Below are 22,969 nucleotides of genomic sequence, written 5' to 3'. Positions count from 1 at the left end.
TTTAACCAGAAAAGCATTACAATTTAGAATTCATAGCCAATTCTACGGTTTGTTTTCTTTGCACTTTTCCGTTCTCTGTTCCTATAAATTGAGGGATAAAATAAATCTCTTTCGGGATTTCGTATTTATTTAAGGTATTTAAATTCTGTATCGCTTCTTGCAATGTTAGGTATGCAATTTTATCATACTCACGTTCTATTAGTAGGATTACTTTGTCACCAAGCGTATCATCGGGGATACTGGTAATAAAAAAACGATGTCCGATCAATAGTTGTAATTTTGTTTCTATCTCTTCTGGATATAACTTTACTCCTCCACTATTAATTACATTATCATGACGTCCTTTCCACAAAAACTTTTTATATGTTTTTAGCTCTACCACATCATTAGTAATGATCGTCTCTTCATTTAGCTGCGGAGCTTTAATAATCAAGCAATTTCTATTATCAATGCTTAACGTAATATTAGGTAGAGCCTTAAAATAGTGAGCATCTTTTTTATCTTTTTTCTTCGGGTTTATTCTTCTTGCGGCTATATGAGAAACTGTTTCTGTCATACCATAGGTTTCAAATATTTTAGTCTTAAAACCTTGGACCAATTCTTTTAAGTTTTCTGAAACTGGTCCACCTCCTACTATTAACTTTTTAATTAAATGAAGTCTATTAAGAGAGTTATCTAATTGTAGAGGTACCATTGCGCAAAAATCATATTGCTTATACACGGTATCCAAAGGATTTGTTCTTGGAGGTACCAAATCTATTTTCCATCCCAATACCATAGCTCTTACAAGCATCATTTTTCCTGCAATATAATTTGCAGGAAGGCATAATAGTGCGGTAGTTCCTTCTTCAGATTTAAAAAACTTTCCTGTTGCTATTGCACTATTGATCATGTGTTGTTTATATACCTTAATTTTTTTTGGCTTTCCTGTAGAACCCGAGGTTTGTACAACAATATGATCTTTTTCATTTAGCCAATCTAACAAAAAACTTCCTGCTTCCTGTTCATATACCTCACCTTCTTTAATAAAACCATAGGCTAAAGATTTTAGTCTTTCTTTATCAAAACAATTTTTATTTATTGAGAAGCTTTGATGTATTTCGGGAATAGAAAATGTACTTTTCGTTTGCATATTCAAATTTCAATTTTCTAACAAACTCATAAGTTATCAATATGTAAAGAGTGTGTTATTTCTTTGTTAGTTATTCTGAAATTGTATCAGATGGTATATTTCCAAAAAGTTTATCTTTCCATCCTGTCCATTTATATTTTTTAGCTAATATGAATAGATAAACAGGATATAATATAATAACAGGAAGTACAATATCAATACCTGCTGAAGGTTCTGAAATATCTAAAAATATTGCATTGGTTTGAAAAGCGCTCCAATCTGTTGTAACCAACATTGCAGCCATTATATTATTTGCTGCGTGAAAACCTAGAGCCAATTCCATACCATCGTCCATTAAGGTCATAATACCTAATAGAAGACCAGTTCCTATATAAAACACCATCATAATATAGCCTAGTTTCTCAACTTCTGGATTTAAACCATGAAGTAATCCAAACGTTACAGAAGTGATGATAAGTGGTAACCATTTATTCTTAGCTAAAACACCTATACCTTGCATTAAATATCCTCTAAACAAATACTCTTCAAAACTAGTTTGTAATGGTAGCAAGAGTAAAGAAATTAAAGCCAAGATTAAAAACGGAATCATTTCAAAATTAAGCTTATAAATTTCTGGTTCTGCATAAAAGCTAATCACAAAAAACACAATATTTATAAATGAAACAAGAAAGAATGTAAACCCAATACGTTTCCAATCAATCTTTTTTCTTGTTGTAGTCAATTCTCTAATCGTTTGTTTATGAATAAACTTAGCAGCTATAAATAACCCCAATAATCCAGATATAAAACTTATAATCACTAAGGTTAGAAATAAATTAGAATTCATATCTAACGAGGTGAAGTTAGATTCTGCAGCAATCATCAACGTTTGTAAATCACCAGTATTTATAAATGCCCCTATGAATAAAGGTATAATACCTATAAATTGCCAAAAAATAAAAATGATTGCTAACCCGATTAAATATCTCCACCAATCATGCTTTATTTTAAGTGCTTGTGCTATATACATATAATCTTAATTTAAATAATTTACGTTCCAGTTTATGTTATTATAATATCCTAAAGTTCCTTGACTAACAACCAAAGGTGAATCAATATTATTTGTATACAATCCTCCTGTTCCTAAGCCTTGAGGCATTTTGTTATTTAAAGTATATGTATATTGCGCAATAGCACTTAGTCCTATATTACTCTCTAGTGCACTGGTAATCCACCATCCAATTCCATAAGATTTTGCTATATCAATCCATTCTTTGGTTCCTTTAAAACCTCCTATCAAACTTGGTTTAAGAATAATATATTGTGGTTGTATAGTTTGTAATAGTTTTTTCTTTTCTGTTACATCAAAAACACCTATTAACTCTTCATCTAATGCTATAGGCAATGGGGTCTCTTTACATAAGTTTGCCATTTCTTTAAGCTGTCCTTGTCGTATCGGTTGCTCTATACTATGCAAATCAAAAGCAGAAAGCCGTTTTAGTTTATCTAAAGCTTCTTCTGGTTTAAACGCGCCATTAGCATCTACTCTTAATTCAATACTATTTGAGGAAAATTGAGATCGTATATAAGACAACAAATTTAGTTCTGTTTCAAAATCAATAGCCCCAATTTTCATTTTTATGCAATCAAATCCATCTTCTAATTTAGAGGTAATTTGTTGTCTCATAAATTCTTTATCTCCCATCCATATGAGTCCGTTGATAGAAATTTGTTCCTCACCACGGGTAAATGGTGAAGGAAACAGTAAAAAAGGAGAATCGCTTTCTAAAGATTTAAACGCCATCTCTACTCCAAATTGAATACTTGGAAACTCTATAAGCTCTTCCCAAAGCTTGTCTACACCTAAATGAATATTCTCACAGGTCCATTTTAATTTATCCTCATAATCTGGTCGGTCATCTATACTTAATGTTCTTAGAATACCACATTCTCCTATTCCTTCTTTTATTCCGTCAGAAATCACAATCAACCAGGTTTCTTTGGTTTTTAGAATTCCTCTCGAGGTACCGCTTGGTCTTTTAAACTTAAGGATATGTTTATAATATCTGGCATTCATTATAATGTGATGCTTTCCCCTATATCTAATAGCATAAGGTCTTTATTTTTTTCAAAAAACTTTTGTTTGGCTTGATCATGATCAATTTCAATATATCCAAAAGTATCATAATGTACTCCTAATATTTTTTCACATTCAACAAAATCACTTGCGATAATAGCATCATCTACACCCATTGTAAAATTATCACCAATAGGTAGAATAGCTAGATCTAAAGTATTTCTCAATGGGATTAATTTCATATCCATTGTTAATGCTGTATCCCCCGCAATGTAAATAGTTTTATGTTCTCCTTCAATGATAAACCCTCCTGGTTGCCCTCCATATGTTCCATCGGCAAAACTACTGGTGTGAATTGCATTCACATATTTTACTTTTCCAAATTCAAAACTCCAGGTTCCTCCATGATTCATAGGATGTATTTCGACACCTAGATTCTGGTAATATGTGGCTATTTCATAATTTGAGACAATCGTAGCATTATTACTTTTGGCTATAGCTTCTGCATCAAGAACATGATCTTGATGTGCATGAGTAAGCAATATATAATCTGTTTTAATTGTATTTATATCAATTTTATCCTTAGCTAACGGGTTACCCGAAATAAATGGATCTATAAGGATATTTGTTTCATTGATTTCAATTAGTAAAGTATTATGACCGTAAAAGGTGATTTTCATGTGTGAAAAATTTAAAACTAATTATACTACAAATAGGTTCTGAGATACAATAGAATGCTCACAAAAGCTATTATAAATTATCTGCTATAACAGAGTTCGACTAAATTATAAAATCTGCCCCAGACTAAATAAAATTGACAGTAAAAATGTTGTTAAAGCTATTTTTTTAAGCTCGGGGTCTAATAGTTCTGAATTACTGGTTTTAGCAACTTTTCGTATATGAATAAGTAAAGGTATATAAGCAATCAAGAACAAAAAGTTCATAGGTGTTTTATAGGTAGCATATAAATATACTAACATGGATAGCATAGCGATAATTAGTAAGGTAAAATGATAAGTTCTTGCTCGATTAATTCCTAGTTTTACAACAAGTGTATTTTTACCTGCTTTTTTATCACTATGATAATCTCTCATATTATTAAGGTTTAACACTGTGGCACTCAATAATCCGATAGTGATCGCAGGTAGAAAAACAAGAACATTTAATTGTTTTGCAAACAAAAAGTAACATCCAACGACGCTAACCAAACCAAAAAAGATAAATACAAAAAAATCTCCTAACCCCCTATATCCATATGCAGAGCTACCCATTGTGTATTTAATAGCAGCGGCTATAGCAGCAAGTCCTAATATGAAAAAGAATACAGAATAGAAAAAGTACTCTTTTCCGAAAGAAACATAAATTAAAGCAATAGCAACTCCTAAGGTGATTAATGCTGTAAGTACTATTCCTTTATACATTTCCTTTTTAGAAATGGCTCCACTTTGTAAAGCTCTTTGTGGCCCTATTCTATCTTCATTATCAGTTCCCTTTACCCCATCACCATAATCATTAGCGAAATTGGACAAAATTTGTAAACCTAATGTAGTAATAATAGCCAGCCAGAAGGTATTTGTTTCCAAAAAGTTCTTATAACCTAAAGCAGATCCGACAACTATTCCCGAAATCGATAGTGGTAACGTTCTTAATCTAGCTGCAGAGATCCATGCTTTTAATTTGGTCATTTTTATAATTTTGACTTCAAAGGAACATTATTTTTATAGAAAAATAAAAATTAATTACATCAATTCTTTGCCTTAAGAGTTTATAAAAATGTGTAACAAATTATAATATCACTTATTTTTACGAATTTAGTAATTCATCTTACTCTAATTTTTATGAGACTTTTTATAGCTTAGCATTTTTAAATCCCTAAATACAATGATTAAACTTACAAAAGCCATTACTTTTTTGCTCTTATGCCTTATGATCGGATGTAAAGATGAGCCAAAAACAAATGGTATTAATCAATCAAAAACCATTCAATCCGATACTCTAAAGATAAAAAAATCAGAAAAACCACCTTTTATTTGGGAAGGGTCTAATATCTATTTTTTATTAACCGATAGATTTAAAAATGGAGACCCAACAAATGACGAGGCTATAAAACGAACTAATGAAACAGGCAAGTTAAGAGGTTTTGAAGGAGGTGATATTAAAGGAATTATTCAAAAAATAAAAGATGGGTATTTTAAAGCACTCGGAGTAAATGTTATATGGTTTAGTCCGATAGTAGAACAGATACACGGAAGTGTAGATGAAGGCACAGGAAATACATATGCGTTTCATGGATATTGGACAAAGGATTGGACAAAAATTGATCCTAATTTTGGCACGTATAAAGAATTAAAAGAGTTAATAGATACAGCCCATAAAAATGATATTAGAATCCTAATGGATGTGGTAATGAATCATACAGGTCCTGTTACAGAGCAGGATCCTGTCTGGCCTGATAGTTGGGTACGAACCTCGCCACAATGTACTTATAAAAATTATGAAAGTACTATAAATTGTACGCTGGTAAAAAACCTCCCCGATATTAAAACAGAGAATAACGAAAATGTAGAATTACCCGAAGCGCTAATAAATAAATGGAAAGCCGAAGGTCGACTAGAAATAGAACTTGCAGAGATAGACGTTTTCTTTACCAAAACACGGTTAAAAAGATCTCCCAAGAATTATATTATCAAATGGTTAACCGATTATGTTAGAGAGTTAGGAATAGATGGATATCGTGTAGATACGGTAAAACATATTAAAGAAGATGCATGGAGTATATTGGCCGAACAAGCTAAGCTGGCATTTTTAGAATGGAAATCAAAAAACCCCGACAAAACACTAGATGATAATGAATTCTATATGTTGGGTGAATTATATGGCTATGGAATTGATGGGAAACGATATTATGATTTTGGAGATCGTAGAGTAGACTATTTTGCTCATGGATTTAACAATATGATCAATTTTCAGTTCAAATATGATGCTAATCAACTTGATTATGAAAAATTGTTTAGCAAATACAGTAAAGCTTTATACACGAATTTAATTGGTAAAGGAATAACCAATTATATAAGTTCTCATGATGATGGTAAACCTTTTGACAAAAAAAGAAATAAAACGTATGAATCTGCCACCAAACTGTTACTAACTCCTGGCATATCCCAGATATATTATGGAGATGAGATAGCAAGACCATTAATTGTCGACGAAACCAAAGGAGATGCCACGCTTAGATCTAATATGAATTGGGATGCAATCGATAATGAGGATACCAAAACACTATTACAGCATTGGCAAAAACTAGGAGTTTTTAGAAAAAATCATCCCGCTGTAGGAGCTGGTAAGCACAAAATGATATCTCAAAAACCTTATGTATTCTCAAGAAAGTATCATAAAAATGGAGTATCAGACAAGGTGGTAATAGGATTAGATCTTCCTATGGGTGAAAAAATAATTAAAATTAATTCGGTTTTTCCAGAGGGAGCTATTTTAATCGATGAGTACTCGGGTAAGGAAATTACAGTTTCTAATGATTCGGTAATGATTGATTCTGAATATGAAATTGCTCTATTAACAATAAAAAAGTAAATTAATAATAAGAATTCTTTTTAAGTATCTATTGTGGTTAAATGACTATTAATTTGGTTTTACTTTTTCTAATATTCAAAAATAATATATCCCAAAACTAGACTCTATAACGGTTGTATATATACATATATACCATATATTTATATGAATCTAAAGTAAAAATTGGATAAGATATCAAGTAGAAAATCGTTAATTTATTTAAGTTCATAATACCCCATGAAGAACTTACCTCCTTAGGATAAGGAGGTAAGTGTTGGGGAAAACAAAAAAAGTAAGGGAAAAATTGTAATTGGAATACATGTCAAAGATAAAGAGGTTTGGTGCATATACGGTTACGGTTTTACCTCAAACTTTAGCCGGAATAGTAGTATGAATTGAAGATAAGCCGCTTAATTAACTGAAAAACAGGTATTTAACATAAATCAACTCTGTATGTTAAATTATACTAAATAAAAAAAACAAATATCTGTATAAATAAATACCCGTAATTGATTTCTAATAATTCAAGAAAAATTTAAATTTGCAATCATTAGTAGTTAATCATCTTTATAATATTACCCATTTGGAAAATAAAAAAGCAATCAAGTTAATCGATAAAATTCTGGTAGACCTGGAAAAAACAGGTATCAACACAGATGCACTAATTGTAGACCTTAAAGAATTAAGGACTTATGCTTTAGAAGAGCAAATACCACTTGTAGTAAAGGTTCTTAGGTTTACTTATGAGCATATAGAAGAGAATAATTCTTTTCTCATACCTATTCCTGATGATGAACCTATAGATGAGGACAATGAAATCCCAAATAATGAAGAAACTAAAGACCCTGTAGAGAGTCTTAAATATTTGGTATCATTAACAAAAAGTCTTAAAAACAGAACAAATATTTCAGATTTAAAAGAGTACAGAGATGCTCTTATGGAATATTAAATGATAGCTTTTTAGTGAGTCATTTTTCTGATTTAGTTTTTAAAAAATTATAGATCTTATAGAAGCGTCATATCTTTTATGTAGGAATAGCGCTTCTCTTTTTAACAGTATCAATCATTTTTTAATACGCTATCAATCGTAGTAAGATATTCCTCAAATTTTATTAGGTTATTATGCGATCCTTTTGGTATTGTAATCATTCTTTTGTTTGAAACTGTAATACTATTAAATAATAGCTCTCCTGATGCATAAGGGACTACCCTATCATCGGTGCCATGGTAAATAGTAATACCACAAACTACATTTTGTATAAACTCATGAGACGGAATTTTATATCGTAGCAATAGGTTTGTTGGAAAAATGGGTAACCAATTTTCTGCAATATCTTTCATATCATAGTATGGAGTTTCTAATATCAAATGGTTAGGTCGATTATCTGAAGCTACTTTTACTGCTATTCCGGTTCCAATAGATCTTCCATAAATAGTTATCTGATCCTCAGGATACCGTTCTAAAACATAATTATAGAACAATTGTGCATCTTCATATAATTTTTGTTCGCTGATTTCACCTCTACTTTTTCCATACCCCCGATAATCCATTATGATGACATCATATTTTTTTTGAGCAAAGAATATCGCTATTTCCCCCCAACGTTTCAAACTTCCCTTATTACCATGAAAATACAAAATAACCCCTTTGGGATCTTCATTAACAAAACGAATAGCATTAAGACGACTATGATCGTTGGTTTCTAGAAAAAACTCTTCAAAAGGATGCGCAAATTGAAAAATAAAATCGGTAGGAAGTTTTTCTGGTTGAAAAATGATTTTTTCCTGAAAGAAATAAAGCAATACGATAGTAATACTATACAATATTATACTCCACAATAGTATTTTTTTAAGCTTGCGCATTTGCTTTTTTTGAAGAATGCACAACACCAATACTTGTATTAGAAAGATTTATCTTTTTAATTTTAGAATTGATAATTTCTCCAAGCATCTTATGATAAGATTCAAAATTATTCAAATTTTTATGCCCTCCTCCTATCACAGTGTATAACCGAGTAAGTTTTGGTCGAATTTTTGATAATTTAATACTTGATTTAAAAGGAATCAATTTATCATGGGTACCATGTATAATATGAATAGGGCAATTTACATACTTAAGCCATTTATAGGTTGGTATAGGATACCTCATTATTAAAGAAATTGGCATAAACGGGATAAACTTTGCAGCAACCTTATTTAGACTATAATAAGGAGCATCTAATATCAACATTTTAGGATTATTGATAGAGGCAAGTTTTGTAGCAAATCCAGACCCCATTGAACGACCGTATAAAATAATATATTCTTCCTTTACTCTATCTTTAATCTTATTATAGACAAACTGAAGATCTCTTTTTATTGCTTTAAATGAACGTCTACCTGTACTTTTACCAAACCCTCTATAATCTAACATAAATACATCATACCCATGTCTTGTAAAGTCTACAGCAAATTTTCCCCAGCCTTTAATGCTTTTAGAATTTCCTTTAAGATATAGAACAACACCTTTTGGGTTCTCTACTTTAAAATGAAGACCATTAAGTATAGCACCATCTCTTGTTTCCAGGTTGTATTCTTCTACAACCTGATTGTTATAATGAAACTCAAAATCCTTATCTAACTTCTCTGGTTTAAAAATGAAATATTCCTGCAAATAATACAAGATTATACTTACAACAACATACACTGCAAGAATACTAATTGCTATATATCCCCAATACGACATCCAATTATTCTTTTTTGTAAGTATCTAATTTACAAAAAATTAAATTGAGGTATAAAAAAAATCCTGCTTTGGCAGGATTTTAATTACATATTATTTGTTAAAATTTATCGTCGCGCATCATAAATTCTGAATCGAACTCCTACTCTTGCATAAATATCAAAGAATTTACTATTAGTATCGGTAATATTATCTACAAAATCGTTCATCACTCCTACTTCTGCCATAATATCGAACATCTCTCCTACCATTTGAGAAAAACCAGCTCCGTACACACCACCAATAATCAACTTCTCATAACCATCATCTTCTAATTCTACACCATTTATTTCAAATTTTGTATTTACTCGAAAAGAAGGTCCGACATTAATAAAACCACGAAACCGATCTTTACCATCACCAGTTAAATATCTAAATTTTGGATTAAATCCAACCTGAAGTGTCTCTGCATCGCCTGTTCCTTCTATTTCACTGGTACGTTGTAAAAGATCTAAAGAAAAAACAATACTTGTTCTCGCTCTAACTCCCATTACATAACCATATCCGGCATTAACATAAAAACCTGTTCCGCCCGTAGTTTCATTATTATCAAGGTTTAGTTTAGAAAAAGTAGCTCCAGCAGAAACTTCCCAGCGATATTGCCCATAAGAAACAACAGAAAGCGTTGCAAAAAGAATAAAAAAGACTATTTTTTTCATGATTTCGAATTTAGATTTGAGGTTGTAATAGAGCGAAAATACTAAAATTTAAAAAACGACCATAAAAAAACCTGTCATATGACAGGTTTTTTTATGGTCTATATTGAGATAATATCCTTTATTTATGCATAAAAGCTTGTTTCTGTAATAAAAATTCTTCGGTTTCTACTATATCCTCATCAGGAATACAACAATCTACAGGACATACTGCAGCACATTGTGGTTCTTCATGAAACCCTTTACATTCTGTACATTTATCAGGAACAATATAATATACTTCATCACTAACAGGCTCTTGTGCCTCATCGGCATTTACACCTTTACCACCAGGAAGAACTACATCTCCTTCTAAATCTGTACCATCAGAATATCTCCAATCATCAGCTCCTTCATAAATTGCAGTATTTGGGCATTCTGGCTCACATGCACCGCAGTTTATACATTCATCTGTTATTATAATTGCCATAGCTCTTTTTTATTCTAAATTTGCAGCACAAAAATAGCTCGTAAACTAGTGATAAACAAATAAGAAATGTTATTAAATGATCGTATCAAAGCTTTTTCTGAATTAGGAAAGTTTCTTAGTCAATTCAAATCCACTGGTTATGAGAAGGTTAATACCATTTATCATAACGATGATTTTTTTGATAAAATGCTTCATAAAATTACTACTGCCGTACATCATAATGGGTGGTTTACAGAAGAAAATGTACTTTTTTCTCTAGAACAATGGAGTAATGCTCTTACCGAGAATAGTTTAAAAGATTGGTTGTCTCCTTATACATTAGAAAAAATAGAACCAAAAACTGTCGGTATTGTTATGGCAGGGAATATACCATTAGTAGGTTTTCATGATTTTCTTTCTGTATTAATTTCTGGGCATCACGTTTTGGTAAAACAATCTTCTAATGATAATCAGTTGTTACCTTTTTTAGCTTCGTATCTAATAGCGGTAGAACCTCGATTTGAGGCATCTATTAAATTTACTTCAGAAAAATTTAAAAATTTTGATGCAGTAATTGCCACCGGAAGTGATAATACTTCTCGATATTTTGAATATTACTTTGGTAAAGTCCCCAACATCATACGAAAAAACAGAAATTCTGTTGCCATTTTAACAGGAAATGAGACCAAAGAACAACTCGAGGTACTAGGTAAAGATATTTTTAGATATTATGGATTGGGATGTAGAAGTGTATCAAAACTAATGGTCCCAAAAGGGTATGATTTTGATTCTTTTTTTAAAGCTATTTATCCATATCATGATGTCATTAATAGTGCAAAGTATGCTAATAATTATGATTACAATAAAGCAGTTTACTTAATGAGTAATTACAAATTATTTGAAAACGGCTTTTTAATGCTCAAAGAAGACGAAAGCTATGCTTCCCCTATTGCAACCTTGTTTTATGAAACCTATGATTCTAAAGATCAGTTAAGCAAAAAAATTAAGAGTGACAGCGAAAAGATCCAGTGTGTTGTAGGCCTTGATTTTTCTCCAGAATGTATTGAATTTGGAGAAACGCAAAGCCCTCAACTTTCAGATTATGCAGATGGTATAGATATTATTGAGTTTTTGACAAAAATTAATTAAATAATTTATCATTTTGATAATGATTTTGTATCATATTATTAGCACCTTTGTGGTGTTTTTTCTAACACTGTTTTTAGAGTAAAGAAAAAACAACGAAACCATACTATTTAACAACAATAAAACTACTAATGAAACTGATACAATTAGATAACCGTTAACATAAATAGTTATAAGATTTTTAATTGTTGAAGATTCCATGTGGCCATTAAAAACAACAAACATTAGCACATGAAAAAGCATAATTTTAGCGCTGGACCCTGTATTTTACCACAAGAAGTATTTAAAGAAGCATCACAAGCAGTGTTAGATTTTAACAACTCTGGTCTTTCTATTCTGGAGATATCGCATCGTAGTAAGGATTTTGTAGATGTTATGGAAGAAGCCCGTAGTTTGGTTTTAGAATTACTAGGTTTAGAAGGAAAAGGATATAAAACACTTTTTCTTCAAGGTGGGGCAAGTACTCAATTTCTTATGACCGCTTATAATTTATTACAAACAAAAGCTGGGTATCTAAATACAGGAACCTGGAGTGATAAAGCCATAAAAGAAGCTAAGCTTTTTGGTGAGATCGTAGAAGTTGCTTCTTCAAAAGATTCAAATTTTAATTTTATCCCCAAAGGGTATAATATTCCTAAAGGATTAGATTATTTACACCTAACTAGTAATAATACTATTTTTGGTACACAACTTAAAGATTTTCCTTCTACCGATACTACTCTTGTATGTGATATGAGTAGTGATATCTTTTCTAGACAGATGGATTTTTCTCAATTTGATTTAATTTATGCTGGTGCTCAAAAAAATATGGGCCCTGCAGGAGCTACTGTTGTAGTAATTAAAGAAGATATTTTAGGGAAAGTAAACAGACAAATTCCTTCTATGCTTAATTATCAAACGCATATTAGCAAAAGTAGTATGTTTAATACGCCGCCTGTGTTCTCAGTATACACATCAATGCTAACCTTAAAATGGATTAAAAAATTAGGTGGTATTTCGGCAGTAGAAGAACTTAATGAAAAGAAAGCTAAGCTTATTTACTCTGAAATAGATGTAAATCCATTATTCGAAGGTTTTGCTGCAAAAGAAGATAGATCAATGATGAATGCAACATTTAAACTTTTAAATGATGATCTTAAAGAAACTTTTGATGCTATGTGGAAAGAAGCAGGAATTAACGGAATTAACGGTCACAGAAGTATTGGAGGATATAGAGCTAGTATGTACAATGCATTAAGCCTTGAAAGTGTTGCTACTCTTGTAGATGTAATGGGTGATCTAGAACGTAAAGCGTAAAATATTCTAACAATAATCATTTAAGACAAGTCAAATTAATAGGACTTAATATTCAAAATTTAAAACTTGAAAATGAAAGTATTAGCAAACGACGGAGTATCTCAAAGCGGAATTGAAGCTTTAGAAAAAAAAGGCTTCGAGGTTTTAACAACTACAGTAGCTCAAGATCAATTGGTTAATTATATTAACGAAAATGAAATTTCTGTACTACTTGTGCGTAGCGCAACTAAAGTAAGAACAGATATTATTGATAATTGTCCTTCTCTTAAGATTATTGGCCGTGGTGGTGTAGGAATGGATAACATAGACGTAGCATATGCTAGAGAAAAAGGACTACATGTAATTAACACTCCCGCAGCATCTTCTGGATCTGTAGCAGAGTTAGTTTTTGCACATTTATATGGTAGTGTACGTTTTTTACATGATTCTAACCGTAATATGCCTCTCGAAGGAGATAGTAAATTCAAAAACCTAAAAAAAGCATACGGTAGTGGTATCGAATTAAGAGGAAAAACTCTTGGAGTAATAGGTATTGGGCGAATCGGACAGGCAACTGCAAAAATTGCAATTGGAGTTGGAATGAATGTTATTGCTTATGATCCTTTTATCGAAGAAGTAGAAATACCATTAGAGTTCTTTGATGGGCAATCATTAACGTTCAAAATCAAAACTGTATCCAAAGAAGAGGTGCTTAAAAATTCTGATTTTTTCACACTACACGTTCCTGCTCAAAAAGAATATGTGATCGGGAGTTCTGAAATTGAACAAATGAAAGATGGTGCAGGAATCATTAATGCTGCAAGAGGAGGCGTAATTGATGAAGTAGCATTGGTAGAAGCCCTAGAAAAAGGGAAACTAGGTTTTGCAGGACTTGATGTATTTGAGAATGAGCCTAGCCCGGCAATCAAAGTATTGATGAATAATAAAATATCGCTAACACCGCATATTGGTGCGGCTACAGGAGAGGCACAAGATCGTATTGGCCAAGAATTAGCTGAGCAAATTATTAAGATTCTGAACTAGATATAAAATATAAATTACATAAAAAAAGAGCTGTTTCAATGATTGAGACAGCTCTTTTTTTACTTTTCATCCTGTAAAATGGTTTTTTATCCCATTTTTATCAAAATAAAATGAGTTAATAATTCTAATTCTGGTATTAAAAATGTAAATTTAGATTCATTAAAAAATATTTACAATGTCAGGAATTTTAGATCTATTAAATAGCCCAATGGGCAAGCAAATTATCAACGGTGTGAGCTCACAAACGGGCCAATCCCAAGATAAAACCGGAGACCTATTAAGTATGGCTATGCCTGTACTTATGGGTGCAATGCAACGAAATGCATCTACACCTGAAGGAGCTTCGGGACTATTAGGAGCATTAACTGGTAAGCATACAGGTGGGATTTTAGATAATTTAGGAGGTTTATTTGACGGTGGTGTTGATCAAAGTGTTACTAATGATGGAGCTGGTATTCTAGGTCATATTCTTGGAAATAAACAACCTGCAGTAGAAAATGCTTTAAGTCAAAAATCAGGAATCGATGCTGGTTCTGTGGCTCAAATACTAAAAGTTGCCGCTCCAATTCTTTTAGGAGTATTAGGAAAACAAGCTAAACAGAATAATGTAAACGATGCTAATGGATTATCAGGTCTACTAGGTAGTATGTCTGGCGGTGGTACTAAGCAACAATCATTGATAGAATCTTTCTTAGATGCAGATGGTGATGGAAGTATTCTTGACGATGTTGCCGGAATGCTATTAAGTAGTGGAGGAAAGAAAAAAGGAGGTCTTGGAGGGCTGCTTGGTGGTCTTTTTGGAAAATAATACTCCTACCCAATAAGTCAAATAATATAATTTTTATTATTTTGATGTATCAAAAGAAAGGGCTTATTAGAGTTATATAACTTTAATAAGCTTTTATTTTAACCAACTACCTACTAACATGAAAAAATTACTAATTTTAGTAGTGTTTTTATATTACACAAGCACTATTGCTCAAATCGATGCTAATGCATTACTGGGATTGCCAGGAGCTACTACAACCGATATAAATGGTATTAGTACAACTACAATACAAGAAGGATCTTTAATCTTCGATACAGTTAAAAAAAAGGTATTTCAATTTAATGGAACAGAATGGAAAGAATTACTCGAATCCCCATCTGTATTTGCTAAAACCGGAAATTATACTCTTGTAGATACTGACAATCATAATATACTAACCTTTAATAGCACAACAGATGTTACATTAACAGTTCCTGCGGGACTTTCTATAGGGTATAATGTTAGTATCTATCAACTGGGAGCAGGAAAAGTAACCGTCACAGGAGCCGCAGGGGTAACTATAAAAAACAGATTATTACGATTTAAAACAGCAGGATTAGATGCAGGAGCCGGTATCGTATGCACAGCAACCAATACATTTCATATCACCGGGGATTTAAAAAGAAATTAATAGCATGGCAAGATTATTACTTTACATAGGTCTGTTTTTTTCTAGCCTTGGTTATTGTCAAATTGGTCAATACAATAATTTCCCTACGATGAAGCCGTCTCATATCCTCGATGAAAAACTTACTAATATTAGCTTTGCTTTTTCCTTAAGGGTGCTAGAATCTGATTATAATGGACCTCTTATACGCCTAAGAAGAGATAGCGATAACGCCCAACAAGATTTTGGGTGGGACGATAATGATATTGTGGATGTGGCAGCAATAGATACCTGGAGAGGTGCTGCAAATGTATTTGTAGTCATATGGTATGATCAAAGTGGTTTAGGTAGAAATGCTATTCAGAATACCAATGCATTTCAACCACGGTTTATAACCGATCCCGCCAGACCTTATTTTTTTGGAGATGGTAGCAATGATCGGTTAGATATCAATACAAGTATTCAAATTCTTACTAATGCAGGAGTTAACGGTTCTGTTTTTACAGTTTTATACTCTACTTCTGATAATCAGTTTTCATTCGGTACCAGGCAACCTGGTGTTAATAGAAATCGATGGTCTATTCATGTAAACTGGACAAATAACAGAGTTTATTTTGATTCTGGGATTTGTTGTAGTGATCCTGTTCGATGGGCTTCTAATACGAATAATCAATGGCAACAGTTCTCTTTTATTCGCGCTAATGTTGTACAGACAATTCGACGATCTGGTACTATTCTTAGAACCGGAAACTATACTTTGGGTCGTTGTACTGCAACAAATGGAGCGGGTATTCTATATTCTAATGGAGCCAATCGCGAATTTGCCACAAATCGATTTACCGAACTCATTATGTATCGCATGGATATTAACCTTGTTGATATTCAGGAAATTGAACAAGACCAGGTTGATTTCTGGAATTTATAATTTCTACAACACTATCGTATTCTTTTTTTAGATATATTTATAAGATCATGAAAAATTGTATTTATATATTAATCATAGGAATATTCATTTATAGCTGTTCTACAACCAAAAACAGAAAAATGGATGTAGCTACAACCGATACTGCTTCAGATACCATAAGGATCGCAAATGATAGCCTGGAATATGAAATTATTATTATAGAACCTGGATTTAATTCATGGTTAATTACTCAAAGACCCAGAGGGTTTTATTCTGAAACATTTTTAGAAACCAGAAATCGTATCTATGTTACAGAATACAATCAAAGAGTGATGCAACCGCAGCGATTTGATCCTAATTTATATCTTCAACAAATTAATTATGATCCCGTGATTCATTATGGGTATGAAGTAAATTATCTTCTATATAATTACTTTCTATATTTTGAGCAGCAATATCGACAACGATTTATTGTAACAAGAGGGCGACGATTTTGATTTCCATTCTTTTTAGTTGTATTTTTGTGACATGCAAAAATTTAAGGAACGTTGGGAAATAAAGGATAATTGGCAATTAATCTTTCCTATATTAGGGCTGCTAAGTCTAGTATTCTCGTCTTATCTGATTGGTAAGTATATTCTAAAACTATTACCAATTACCCAAAACGATAGCATTTATATTGGTGTACTATCTGCGATAATAATTTTTCTATCTTCATTATTTCTTTTTATTACCTTAAAACTTTTTAATGTTCTCGAAACAAAATGGAACGTTTCTTATCGATGGGAACTCATTGCCATTTTTATTGCGTTTGCTGTAACGGGTTCTACTGCTGCCCGTGTTTCTGATCCTATACTTACTTTTATAGGGATACATAGAGATACAACAAATGGTTGGTTGTATTGGCCTGCAAGAATACTATTGATATTTCCTGTATATCAAATATTACTTATTATCGTAGGGTGGCTCTTTGGACAGTTTAAATTTTTCTGGGATTTTGAAAAAAAGATGTTAAGTAGAATGGGATTTGCTCGTTTCTTTAAAGATTAAGAAATATCTACATCAATAATATCTTTTACTTTTTCCTTTTTAACCACATAGGTATATACCCACATAATAGTAAACGTTGGTATAATATCCAAACCTGGTAAAGCTTCTTCTACAAAGGTAAATACCCCGGCAGCCTTACCAACATTACCTTTATACATTCTGGTCATTAACCAACCCGCTAAAGGAGCCCATATCACATCTGCAAACTCCCCTACTCCAGGAATCACATAGCTAATCATTCCTAAGCCATCGAAAAGTAAACTTAATCCAAGTTTTTTATATTTATCTTTTGCCATATTTAATACATAATTTATAGTTTAATATACAATAAATAAAGCAAAGAGTATTCCAAAAATTTGTTATCCCAGATCTGCTGTAATTAATCTCAAAAACTCTGATCGAGTCTCTATTTTTTCAAATTGTCCTCTAAAACCAGAAGTAGTTGTTACAGAATTTTGTTTCTGTACTCCACGCATCATCATACACATATGAGAAGCTTCAATTACCACAGCAACACCTTTAGGTTTTAAGGTAGTATTGATACATTCTAAAATATCATGAGTAAGTCGTTCTTGCACTTGTAATCGTCTGGCAAAAACATCAACAATTCTAGGCAATTTACTTAGCCCTACTATATAACCATCGGGAATGTATGCAATATGTGCCTTACCAAAAAATGGTAACATATGATGTTCACATAACGAATACAATTCAATATCCTTAACTATTACCATATCGTCATAACCTTCCTTAAACATAGCGCTCCTAAGAATTTCGGCAGGATCCTGATGATATCCTTGTGTAAGAAATTGCATTGCCTTTGCCGCTCGCTCGGGAGTTTTTACTATCCCCTCTCTTTTTGTATCTTCACCCAGATCCTCAATAATAGATTCAAATTTCTCTTTTACTTCTTCGGTTACTTTTATGTTGTATTCCTCAAAATTCTTATATAACATAGCAATAATTCTATTTTTCTTTTTTCAATTTGTTTTTAAAGGTAGTATTTAATTTATTAAGTTTTGGATTTATCACAAATTGACAATATCCCTGACTACTGTTTTGGTTATAATAATCCTGATGATATGTTTCGGCATTATAAAATGCTCCTAATGCCGTTACCTCTGTAACAATCGGATTATCAAAAACAGATTCATCCTCAAGCATTCTAATTACTTGTTCTGCGATCTGCTGCTGCTGTTCATTGATATAAAAGATAGCACTTCGATATTGTGTGCCACGATCTGCTCCCTGACGATTTAAGGTTGTAGGATCATGTGTAGCAAAAAACACTTCAAGTAATTCTTGATAGCCAATACATTTGGGATCATATTCAATTTTAATTGCTTCGGCATGCCCTGTTCTTCCTGTTGTTATTTCGCGGTATGCGGGGTTCTTTATTGATCCTCCTGTATATCCAGATACCACTTTTACGACTCCTTTTAAACGCTGAAAAACTGCTTCTGTACACCAAAAACAGCCACCAGCAAATACTGCTGTTTCAAAATTATTTTCTTCCATAACTATTTAGTCGTCTTTTTTTCAACGAAAATACATATATGCAATACCATTTTTTGCTTTTTAACTTTTCGTTAGTACCACATCTCCTAATACAAGCCTAGTTTTGCAACTAATCAAAAAAAAGTAAGGTTTTTATTACAATTTTATGAATATACAATTACATTCAAAAGCTTATGCTATATTTTTACTTTTCATTACATTACAATCTTTTGCTCAAGAAAGAAAGGAAATTATAGCAGAAAGAATAAGTAATCCTCCTAAAATTGATGGTGTTCTTGACGATGATGTATGGAAAACCCTTCCGGCTCATGGTAATTTTCAGATGTGGCAACCTGGAAACGAAGGTGAAATACCAAAAGAGACCCAATCTGAAGTAAAAATGGCGTATGACAATAAAGCTGTTTATTTTGGAGTCTACTTATATGATGATCAACCCGATACAGTATTACGCCAATTTAGCCAGCGAGATGATATATTTGTGCAAACCGATCATTTTAGTATCGCGATAAATACCTATAATGATGGAGTTAATGAAACTCGTTTTTATATTACCAGTGCTGGTACTATTGGTGATGCTAGAGCAGATCAATTCAATGAAGATTTTAGTTATAATGTAGTTTTTGATGCGAAAGTTTCTTTTGATGATCAAGGATGGTATGCAGAGTTTAAAATACCATATAATGCATTACGCTTCCCAGAAGTGGATATACAGGATTGGAGTATCAATTTTTATAGAAGATCTCTAAGTCGAAATCAGACCCATACCTGGAACTTTATTGATAACAAAATTGGGCAACGCACGCAATATAATGGTTTGGTTAAAGGCGTAGAGAATGTTAACCCTCCTGTAAGACTTACTTTTTTCCCATTTGTGCAAGGTCTGGTATCACACTCTGATGGAGATACCGAAACCGATTTTAGTGCAGGGATGGATGTAAAATACGGGTTAAGTGATAGCTTTACATTAGATGCAACTCTAATTCCGGATTTTGGGCAAGCAGCTTTTGATGAAGTTCGTCTTAATTTAGGGCCGTTCGAACAAACTTTTGGAGAAAACAGGCAGTTCTTTACTGAAGGCACAGAATTATTTAATAAAGGAAATATTTTCTTTTCTAGAAGAGTTGGCGGTAAACCCTCTACATCTATATCAGACGATGACCTTAATACGAATGAAGTTGCAGAAGATGCTCCTTCTAAAGTAAACCTCCTTAATGCCTTAAAAATTTCGGGAAGAACAAAGGGAAATCTGGGTATCGGTTTTTTTAATGCGATTACAGAAAAAACAGAAATTCGAATTACCGATACTATCACTGGTGCTGTGCGTAAAGAAGTAGTTGAACCTATATCGAATTACAATATTTTTGTATTAGACCAACAGTTTAATAAAAATTCTTCTGTTTCCTTAATTAATACTAATGTAACTCGTAGTGGTAGCAAGTTTAGAAATGCAAATGTAACAGGGTTGGTATGGAATCTTGCCAATAAGGCAAACTCTTATCGCCTAACCGGAAGATCTTTGGTTAGTCACATAAATTCTCCGGGAGATAATATTGGTGGCTTTGCGTCAGAGCTTGATTTTGATCGTATAAAAGGTAAAATCAGATATGGTTTTGGTCATGATTTGGCAAATACAACATATAACATTAATGATTTAGGAGTAAATTTCAGGAATAATTTTAATAATTTTAGAGTAAGTGCTTCCTATCAAATCTTCGAACCTAAAGGATTATTTAATACGTATCGTATTAATGTTTTTGCAAGACATAGACGACTATATGATCCTAGTATCCAAACACAAAATTCTGTAGGTGCAGATTGGTTTTTTGTAACCCGAAAACGATTTGGTTTTGGTGGAAGAGGATCTTATAACTCTAAAAATCAAGACTATTTTGAGCCTCGTGTAGACGGAAGGTTTGTTACTTTTAGTCAAAGTATTGGTGGTAGAATGTTTGTTTCTTCTGATTATCGAAAAAAGTTCGCCTATGATATTAGTGCCGGAACAAGGCAATGGTTTGGTGATGGACAAAAGATATATAGAATAGAAGTTTCTCCTAGGTATCGATTTTCTGATAAATTATTAGTGATATGGAGATCAGAATACTATAATCGCCCAAATAATTTTGGATATGTTGATGATGATGGTACAGATGTATTTCTAGGACAACGAGATATTGTTTCGTTAGAAAATTCTCTAAGTGCTAGTTATAATTTTAATCCCTATAAAGCTGTAAATTTACGTTTTCGAAACTTCTGGAGTACTGCCGATTATTCTGATAATGTATTTTATATTTTGAACGAAAACGGATCCAGAACTCAAATTGATTATGATATTTCAGAAGATAATCCCAACACCAATTTTAACATTTGGAATCTGGATTTAAGTTTTAATTGGAGATTCGCACCTGGCAGTGAAGCTACTCTACTCTATCGCAATCAAATTTTTAATGATGATGAGTTATCTACTTTAAATTACACACAAAGTCTGGATAATTTATTTAACAAGCCTATCAAACATACTTTATCATTAAGAGTGGTCTATTTTCTTGATGTGAATAATTTAAAGCGTTCTTCTAAAGGATAATCTTGGGGATTCTAATGATATTGATTACTTTCACTCCTTCAAGTATAGAAAACAGATGATCAAAGCTAATAATATTCATAAAAATTATGGAGACCTTCATGTTCTTAAAGGAGTAGATCTTCATATCAAACAAGGAGAAATTGTTTCTATCGTTGGTGCTTCTGGTGCAGGAAAAACAACATTATTACAAATTTTGGGCACATTAGACCGTGTTAGCGAAAAAAAAGATTGTGAATTATCGATTAATGAATCCAATATTAATACATTATCTCAGAAACAGCTTTCAAAATTTAGAAATGAACAACTTGGTTTTATTTTTCAATTCCACCAGTTATTACCAGAATTTACTGCTCTAGAAAATGTATGTATTCCTGCTTTTATAAAAAAAACTCCAAAAGCCAAGGTAGAAAAAAGAGCCAAAGAACTCTTAGATTTCTTAGGGCTTTCTCATCGATATGATCATAAACCTAGTGAATTGTCGGGAGGAGAACAACAACGAGTTGCGGTAGCCAGAGCACTAATCAATAATCCAAAAGTGATTTTTGCTGATGAGCCATCTGGAAATCTAGATAGTGAAGCTGCAGAAAATTTACATCAATTATTTTTTAAGCTTAGAGATGAATTTGGGCAAACCTTTGTTATTGTAACGCATAATCAAGAGTTAGCCGATATGGCTGATAGAAAGCTGGTTATGGTAGATGGTAAGATTGTAGGGTAAATCCGGTGGCATATAACAGACCATATCTATACTATGAATATTATTTCAGGACGGGACAAAAAAAATAAAAAGGCTGCATAATTAATTATACAGCCTTTTCTTAATAAATTTCAAAGTTCTTAATAATTTTATATTAGTATATATACTGGAGAGCAGCTACATCCCCACTACTAAAACGACCAGTAGCTCCAAATGCTCCACATGAAATCATGATTGATGATCTATCTACGCCTGTTGGAGTTCCTGGGATATGAATAGCACCATCTTGTCCTTGTCCTTCATTTTGACCATTATCACATGATCTAGCAAACCAGTCTGTATGACGTAAACCAATACAATGTCCCATTTCGTGAGCAATTACATGTTTAGAATAAGTTACACCTCTACTACCTACACTAGGTCCGATTCTTGCCCACTTGTAAGGTCTTCCTCCTGAAGGAAATCCAGCTAATCCACCAGCACCTAGGTCTCCACGTACATAAACTACTATATCTGCTGCTTGATAATTAGTACCAAAACTAAGATTCATTCTAATCGTTAACCCTAAACTGTTATAGCTGTTTACCGCTTGCCTTAAACCTTGTTGTGCAGCTTGGTTTAATCCATTACCACCACCACCTGTGTATCCTAATACTGTGATTGTACGGGCAGAAACAAGATTTCTTGTTCTATATTGCTTCATTCCATTATCCAAAGAC

25 protein-coding genes are annotated in these 22,969 nt (G+C 32.4%); 12 read left to right on the top strand and 13 right to left on the bottom strand.

What is annotated here, in order from left to right; genetic code table 11:
- Positions 1–16: 16 nt before the first annotated feature.
- From Z053_RS0113755 to menA, 5 genes are all read right to left on the bottom strand, one after another.
- A complete protein-coding gene (locus tag Z053_RS0113755; protein WP_025665590.1) occupies positions 17–1,132 on the bottom strand; it encodes an AMP-binding protein in 1,116 nt (371 codons plus the stop codon).
- A gap of 70 nt (positions 1,133–1,202) precedes the next feature.
- Positions 1,203–2,141, bottom strand: a complete 939-nt coding sequence (locus tag Z053_RS0113750; protein ID WP_025665589.1) for a CPBP family intramembrane glutamic endopeptidase — start codon at positions 2,139–2,141, stop codon at positions 1,203–1,205.
- 6 nt (positions 2,142–2,147) lie between these two features.
- The gene (locus Z053_RS0113745; RefSeq protein WP_025665588.1) at positions 2,148–3,188 is read right to left on the bottom strand and encodes an o-succinylbenzoate synthase; all 1,041 of its coding nucleotides are present in this window, start codon (positions 3,186–3,188) and stop codon (positions 2,148–2,150) included.
- Positions 3,188–3,868 carry a metal-dependent hydrolase gene (locus tag Z053_RS0113740; protein ID WP_025665587.1) on the bottom strand — a complete coding sequence of 227 codons (681 nt, stop codon included), beginning with the start codon at positions 3,866–3,868 and terminating at the stop codon, positions 3,188–3,190. The genes Z053_RS0113745 and Z053_RS0113740 overlap by 1 nt, the downstream gene beginning before the upstream one ends.
- A gap of 105 nt (positions 3,869–3,973) precedes the next feature.
- Entirely contained in the window at positions 3,974–4,873 is a 900-nt protein-coding gene (gene menA, locus Z053_RS0113735; protein WP_025665586.1) for a 1,4-dihydroxy-2-naphthoate octaprenyltransferase, read from the bottom strand.
- A gap of 196 nt (positions 4,874–5,069) precedes the next feature.
- On the opposite strand from menA, the gene Z053_RS0113730 reads away from it, so the two are divergent.
- Positions 5,070–6,776 carry an alpha-amylase family glycosyl hydrolase gene (locus Z053_RS0113730; RefSeq protein ID WP_025665585.1) on the top strand — a complete coding sequence of 569 codons (1,707 nt, stop codon included), beginning with the start codon at positions 5,070–5,072 and terminating at the stop codon, positions 6,774–6,776.
- 562 nt (positions 6,777–7,338) lie between these two features.
- Positions 7,339–7,704: a hypothetical protein gene (locus Z053_RS0113725; RefSeq protein ID WP_025665584.1), complete on the top strand. Its 366-nt coding sequence runs from the start codon at positions 7,339–7,341 to the stop codon at positions 7,702–7,704.
- A gap of 110 nt (positions 7,705–7,814) precedes the next feature.
- Here Z053_RS0113725 and Z053_RS0113720 read toward each other — a convergent pair whose 3' ends face one another.
- The 4 genes from Z053_RS0113720 to Z053_RS0113705 all read right to left on the bottom strand — a co-directional run bounded on the left by Z053_RS0113720 (position 7,815) and on the right by Z053_RS0113705 (position 10,641).
- Positions 7,815–8,618, bottom strand: coding sequence for an alpha/beta hydrolase (locus Z053_RS0113720; RefSeq protein ID WP_025665583.1), 804 nt, complete (start codon positions 8,616–8,618; stop codon positions 7,815–7,817).
- Positions 8,605–9,480 (bottom strand): alpha/beta hydrolase, encoded by an 876-nt coding sequence (locus Z053_RS0113715; protein WP_025665582.1) that lies wholly within the window; start codon positions 9,478–9,480, stop codon positions 8,605–8,607. The genes Z053_RS0113720 and Z053_RS0113715 overlap by 14 nt, the downstream gene beginning before the upstream one ends.
- Before the next feature lie 104 nt (positions 9,481–9,584).
- Positions 9,585–10,175 (bottom strand): porin family protein, encoded by a 591-nt coding sequence (locus Z053_RS0113710; protein WP_025665581.1) that lies wholly within the window; start codon positions 10,173–10,175, stop codon positions 9,585–9,587.
- Positions 10,176–10,293: 118 nt separating this feature from the next.
- The gene (locus Z053_RS0113705) at positions 10,294–10,641 is read right to left on the bottom strand and encodes a 4Fe-4S dicluster domain-containing protein (protein WP_025665580.1); all 348 of its coding nucleotides are present in this window, start codon (positions 10,639–10,641) and stop codon (positions 10,294–10,296) included.
- A gap of 66 nt (positions 10,642–10,707) precedes the next feature.
- Here Z053_RS0113705 and Z053_RS0113700 point away from each other — a divergent pair, with 66 nt between their 5' ends.
- From Z053_RS0113700 to Z053_RS0113665, 8 genes are all read left to right on the top strand, one after another.
- Positions 10,708–11,769, top strand: coding sequence for an acyl-CoA reductase (locus Z053_RS0113700; RefSeq protein WP_025665579.1), 1,062 nt, complete (start codon positions 10,708–10,710; stop codon positions 11,767–11,769).
- Positions 11,770–11,997: 228 nt separating this feature from the next.
- Entirely contained in the window at positions 11,998–13,062 is a 1,065-nt protein-coding gene (gene serC, locus Z053_RS0113695) for a 3-phosphoserine/phosphohydroxythreonine transaminase (protein ID WP_025665578.1), read from the top strand.
- Positions 13,063–13,134: 72 nt separating this feature from the next.
- The gene (locus Z053_RS0113690; protein ID WP_025665577.1) at positions 13,135–14,085 is read left to right on the top strand and encodes a D-2-hydroxyacid dehydrogenase; all 951 of its coding nucleotides are present in this window, start codon (positions 13,135–13,137) and stop codon (positions 14,083–14,085) included.
- A gap of 175 nt (positions 14,086–14,260) precedes the next feature.
- On the top strand, positions 14,261–14,893 hold the full coding sequence (locus Z053_RS0113685; RefSeq protein WP_025665576.1) for a DUF937 domain-containing protein: 633 nt from the start codon (positions 14,261–14,263) through the stop codon (positions 14,891–14,893).
- 118 nt (positions 14,894–15,011) lie between these two features.
- Positions 15,012–15,524, top strand: coding sequence for a hypothetical protein (locus tag Z053_RS0113680; RefSeq protein ID WP_025665575.1), 513 nt, complete (start codon positions 15,012–15,014; stop codon positions 15,522–15,524).
- A 4-nt stretch (positions 15,525–15,528) separates the two neighbouring features.
- On the top strand, positions 15,529–16,425 hold the full coding sequence (locus tag Z053_RS30125; RefSeq protein WP_051476048.1) for an arabinofuranosidase catalytic domain-containing protein: 897 nt from the start codon (positions 15,529–15,531) through the stop codon (positions 16,423–16,425).
- A gap of 47 nt (positions 16,426–16,472) precedes the next feature.
- The gene (locus Z053_RS0113670) at positions 16,473–16,901 is read left to right on the top strand and encodes a DUF6146 family protein (RefSeq protein ID WP_025665573.1); all 429 of its coding nucleotides are present in this window, start codon (positions 16,473–16,475) and stop codon (positions 16,899–16,901) included.
- A gap of 31 nt (positions 16,902–16,932) precedes the next feature.
- The gene (locus Z053_RS0113665) at positions 16,933–17,454 is read left to right on the top strand and encodes a DUF6787 family protein (protein ID WP_025665572.1); all 522 of its coding nucleotides are present in this window, start codon (positions 16,933–16,935) and stop codon (positions 17,452–17,454) included.
- On the opposite strand, the gene Z053_RS0113660 is transcribed toward Z053_RS0113665, so the two are convergent.
- The 3 genes from Z053_RS0113660 to msrA form a co-directional block, all read right to left on the bottom strand.
- Complete coding sequence (locus Z053_RS0113660; RefSeq protein WP_025665571.1) at positions 17,451–17,750, bottom strand: hypothetical protein; 300 nt, start codon at positions 17,748–17,750, stop codon at positions 17,451–17,453. The genes Z053_RS0113665 and Z053_RS0113660 overlap by 4 nt on opposite strands.
- 63 nt (positions 17,751–17,813) lie before the next feature.
- Positions 17,814–18,410 (bottom strand): GTP cyclohydrolase I FolE, encoded by a 597-nt coding sequence (folE, locus tag Z053_RS0113655; RefSeq protein WP_025665570.1) that lies wholly within the window; start codon positions 18,408–18,410, stop codon positions 17,814–17,816.
- A gap of 10 nt (positions 18,411–18,420) precedes the next feature.
- Positions 18,421–18,972 carry a peptide-methionine (S)-S-oxide reductase MsrA gene (msrA, locus tag Z053_RS0113650; RefSeq protein ID WP_025665569.1) on the bottom strand — a complete coding sequence of 184 codons (552 nt, stop codon included), beginning with the start codon at positions 18,970–18,972 and terminating at the stop codon, positions 18,421–18,423.
- Between the two features lie 145 nt (positions 18,973–19,117).
- On the opposite strand from msrA, the gene Z053_RS0113645 reads away from it, so the two are divergent.
- Complete coding sequence (locus tag Z053_RS0113645; RefSeq protein WP_025665568.1) at positions 19,118–21,553, top strand: DUF5916 domain-containing protein; 2,436 nt, start codon at positions 19,118–19,120, stop codon at positions 21,551–21,553.
- Between the two features lie 55 nt (positions 21,554–21,608).
- On the top strand, positions 21,609–22,271 hold the full coding sequence (locus tag Z053_RS0113640; protein ID WP_025665567.1) for an ABC transporter ATP-binding protein: 663 nt from the start codon (positions 21,609–21,611) through the stop codon (positions 22,269–22,271).
- 133 nt (positions 22,272–22,404) lie between these two features.
- Here Z053_RS0113640 and Z053_RS0113635 read toward each other — a convergent pair.
- Positions 22,405–22,969: M57 family metalloprotease (locus tag Z053_RS0113635; RefSeq protein WP_025665566.1), on the bottom strand; the 565-nt coding region annotated here is incomplete at its 5' end.

The organism is Aquimarina megaterium XH134 (genome assembly GCF_000520975.1).
Classification (GTDB): domain Bacteria; phylum Bacteroidota; class Bacteroidia; order Flavobacteriales; family Flavobacteriaceae; genus Aquimarina; species Aquimarina megaterium.
This window is presented reverse-complemented; position numbering and strand designations above follow the sequence as displayed.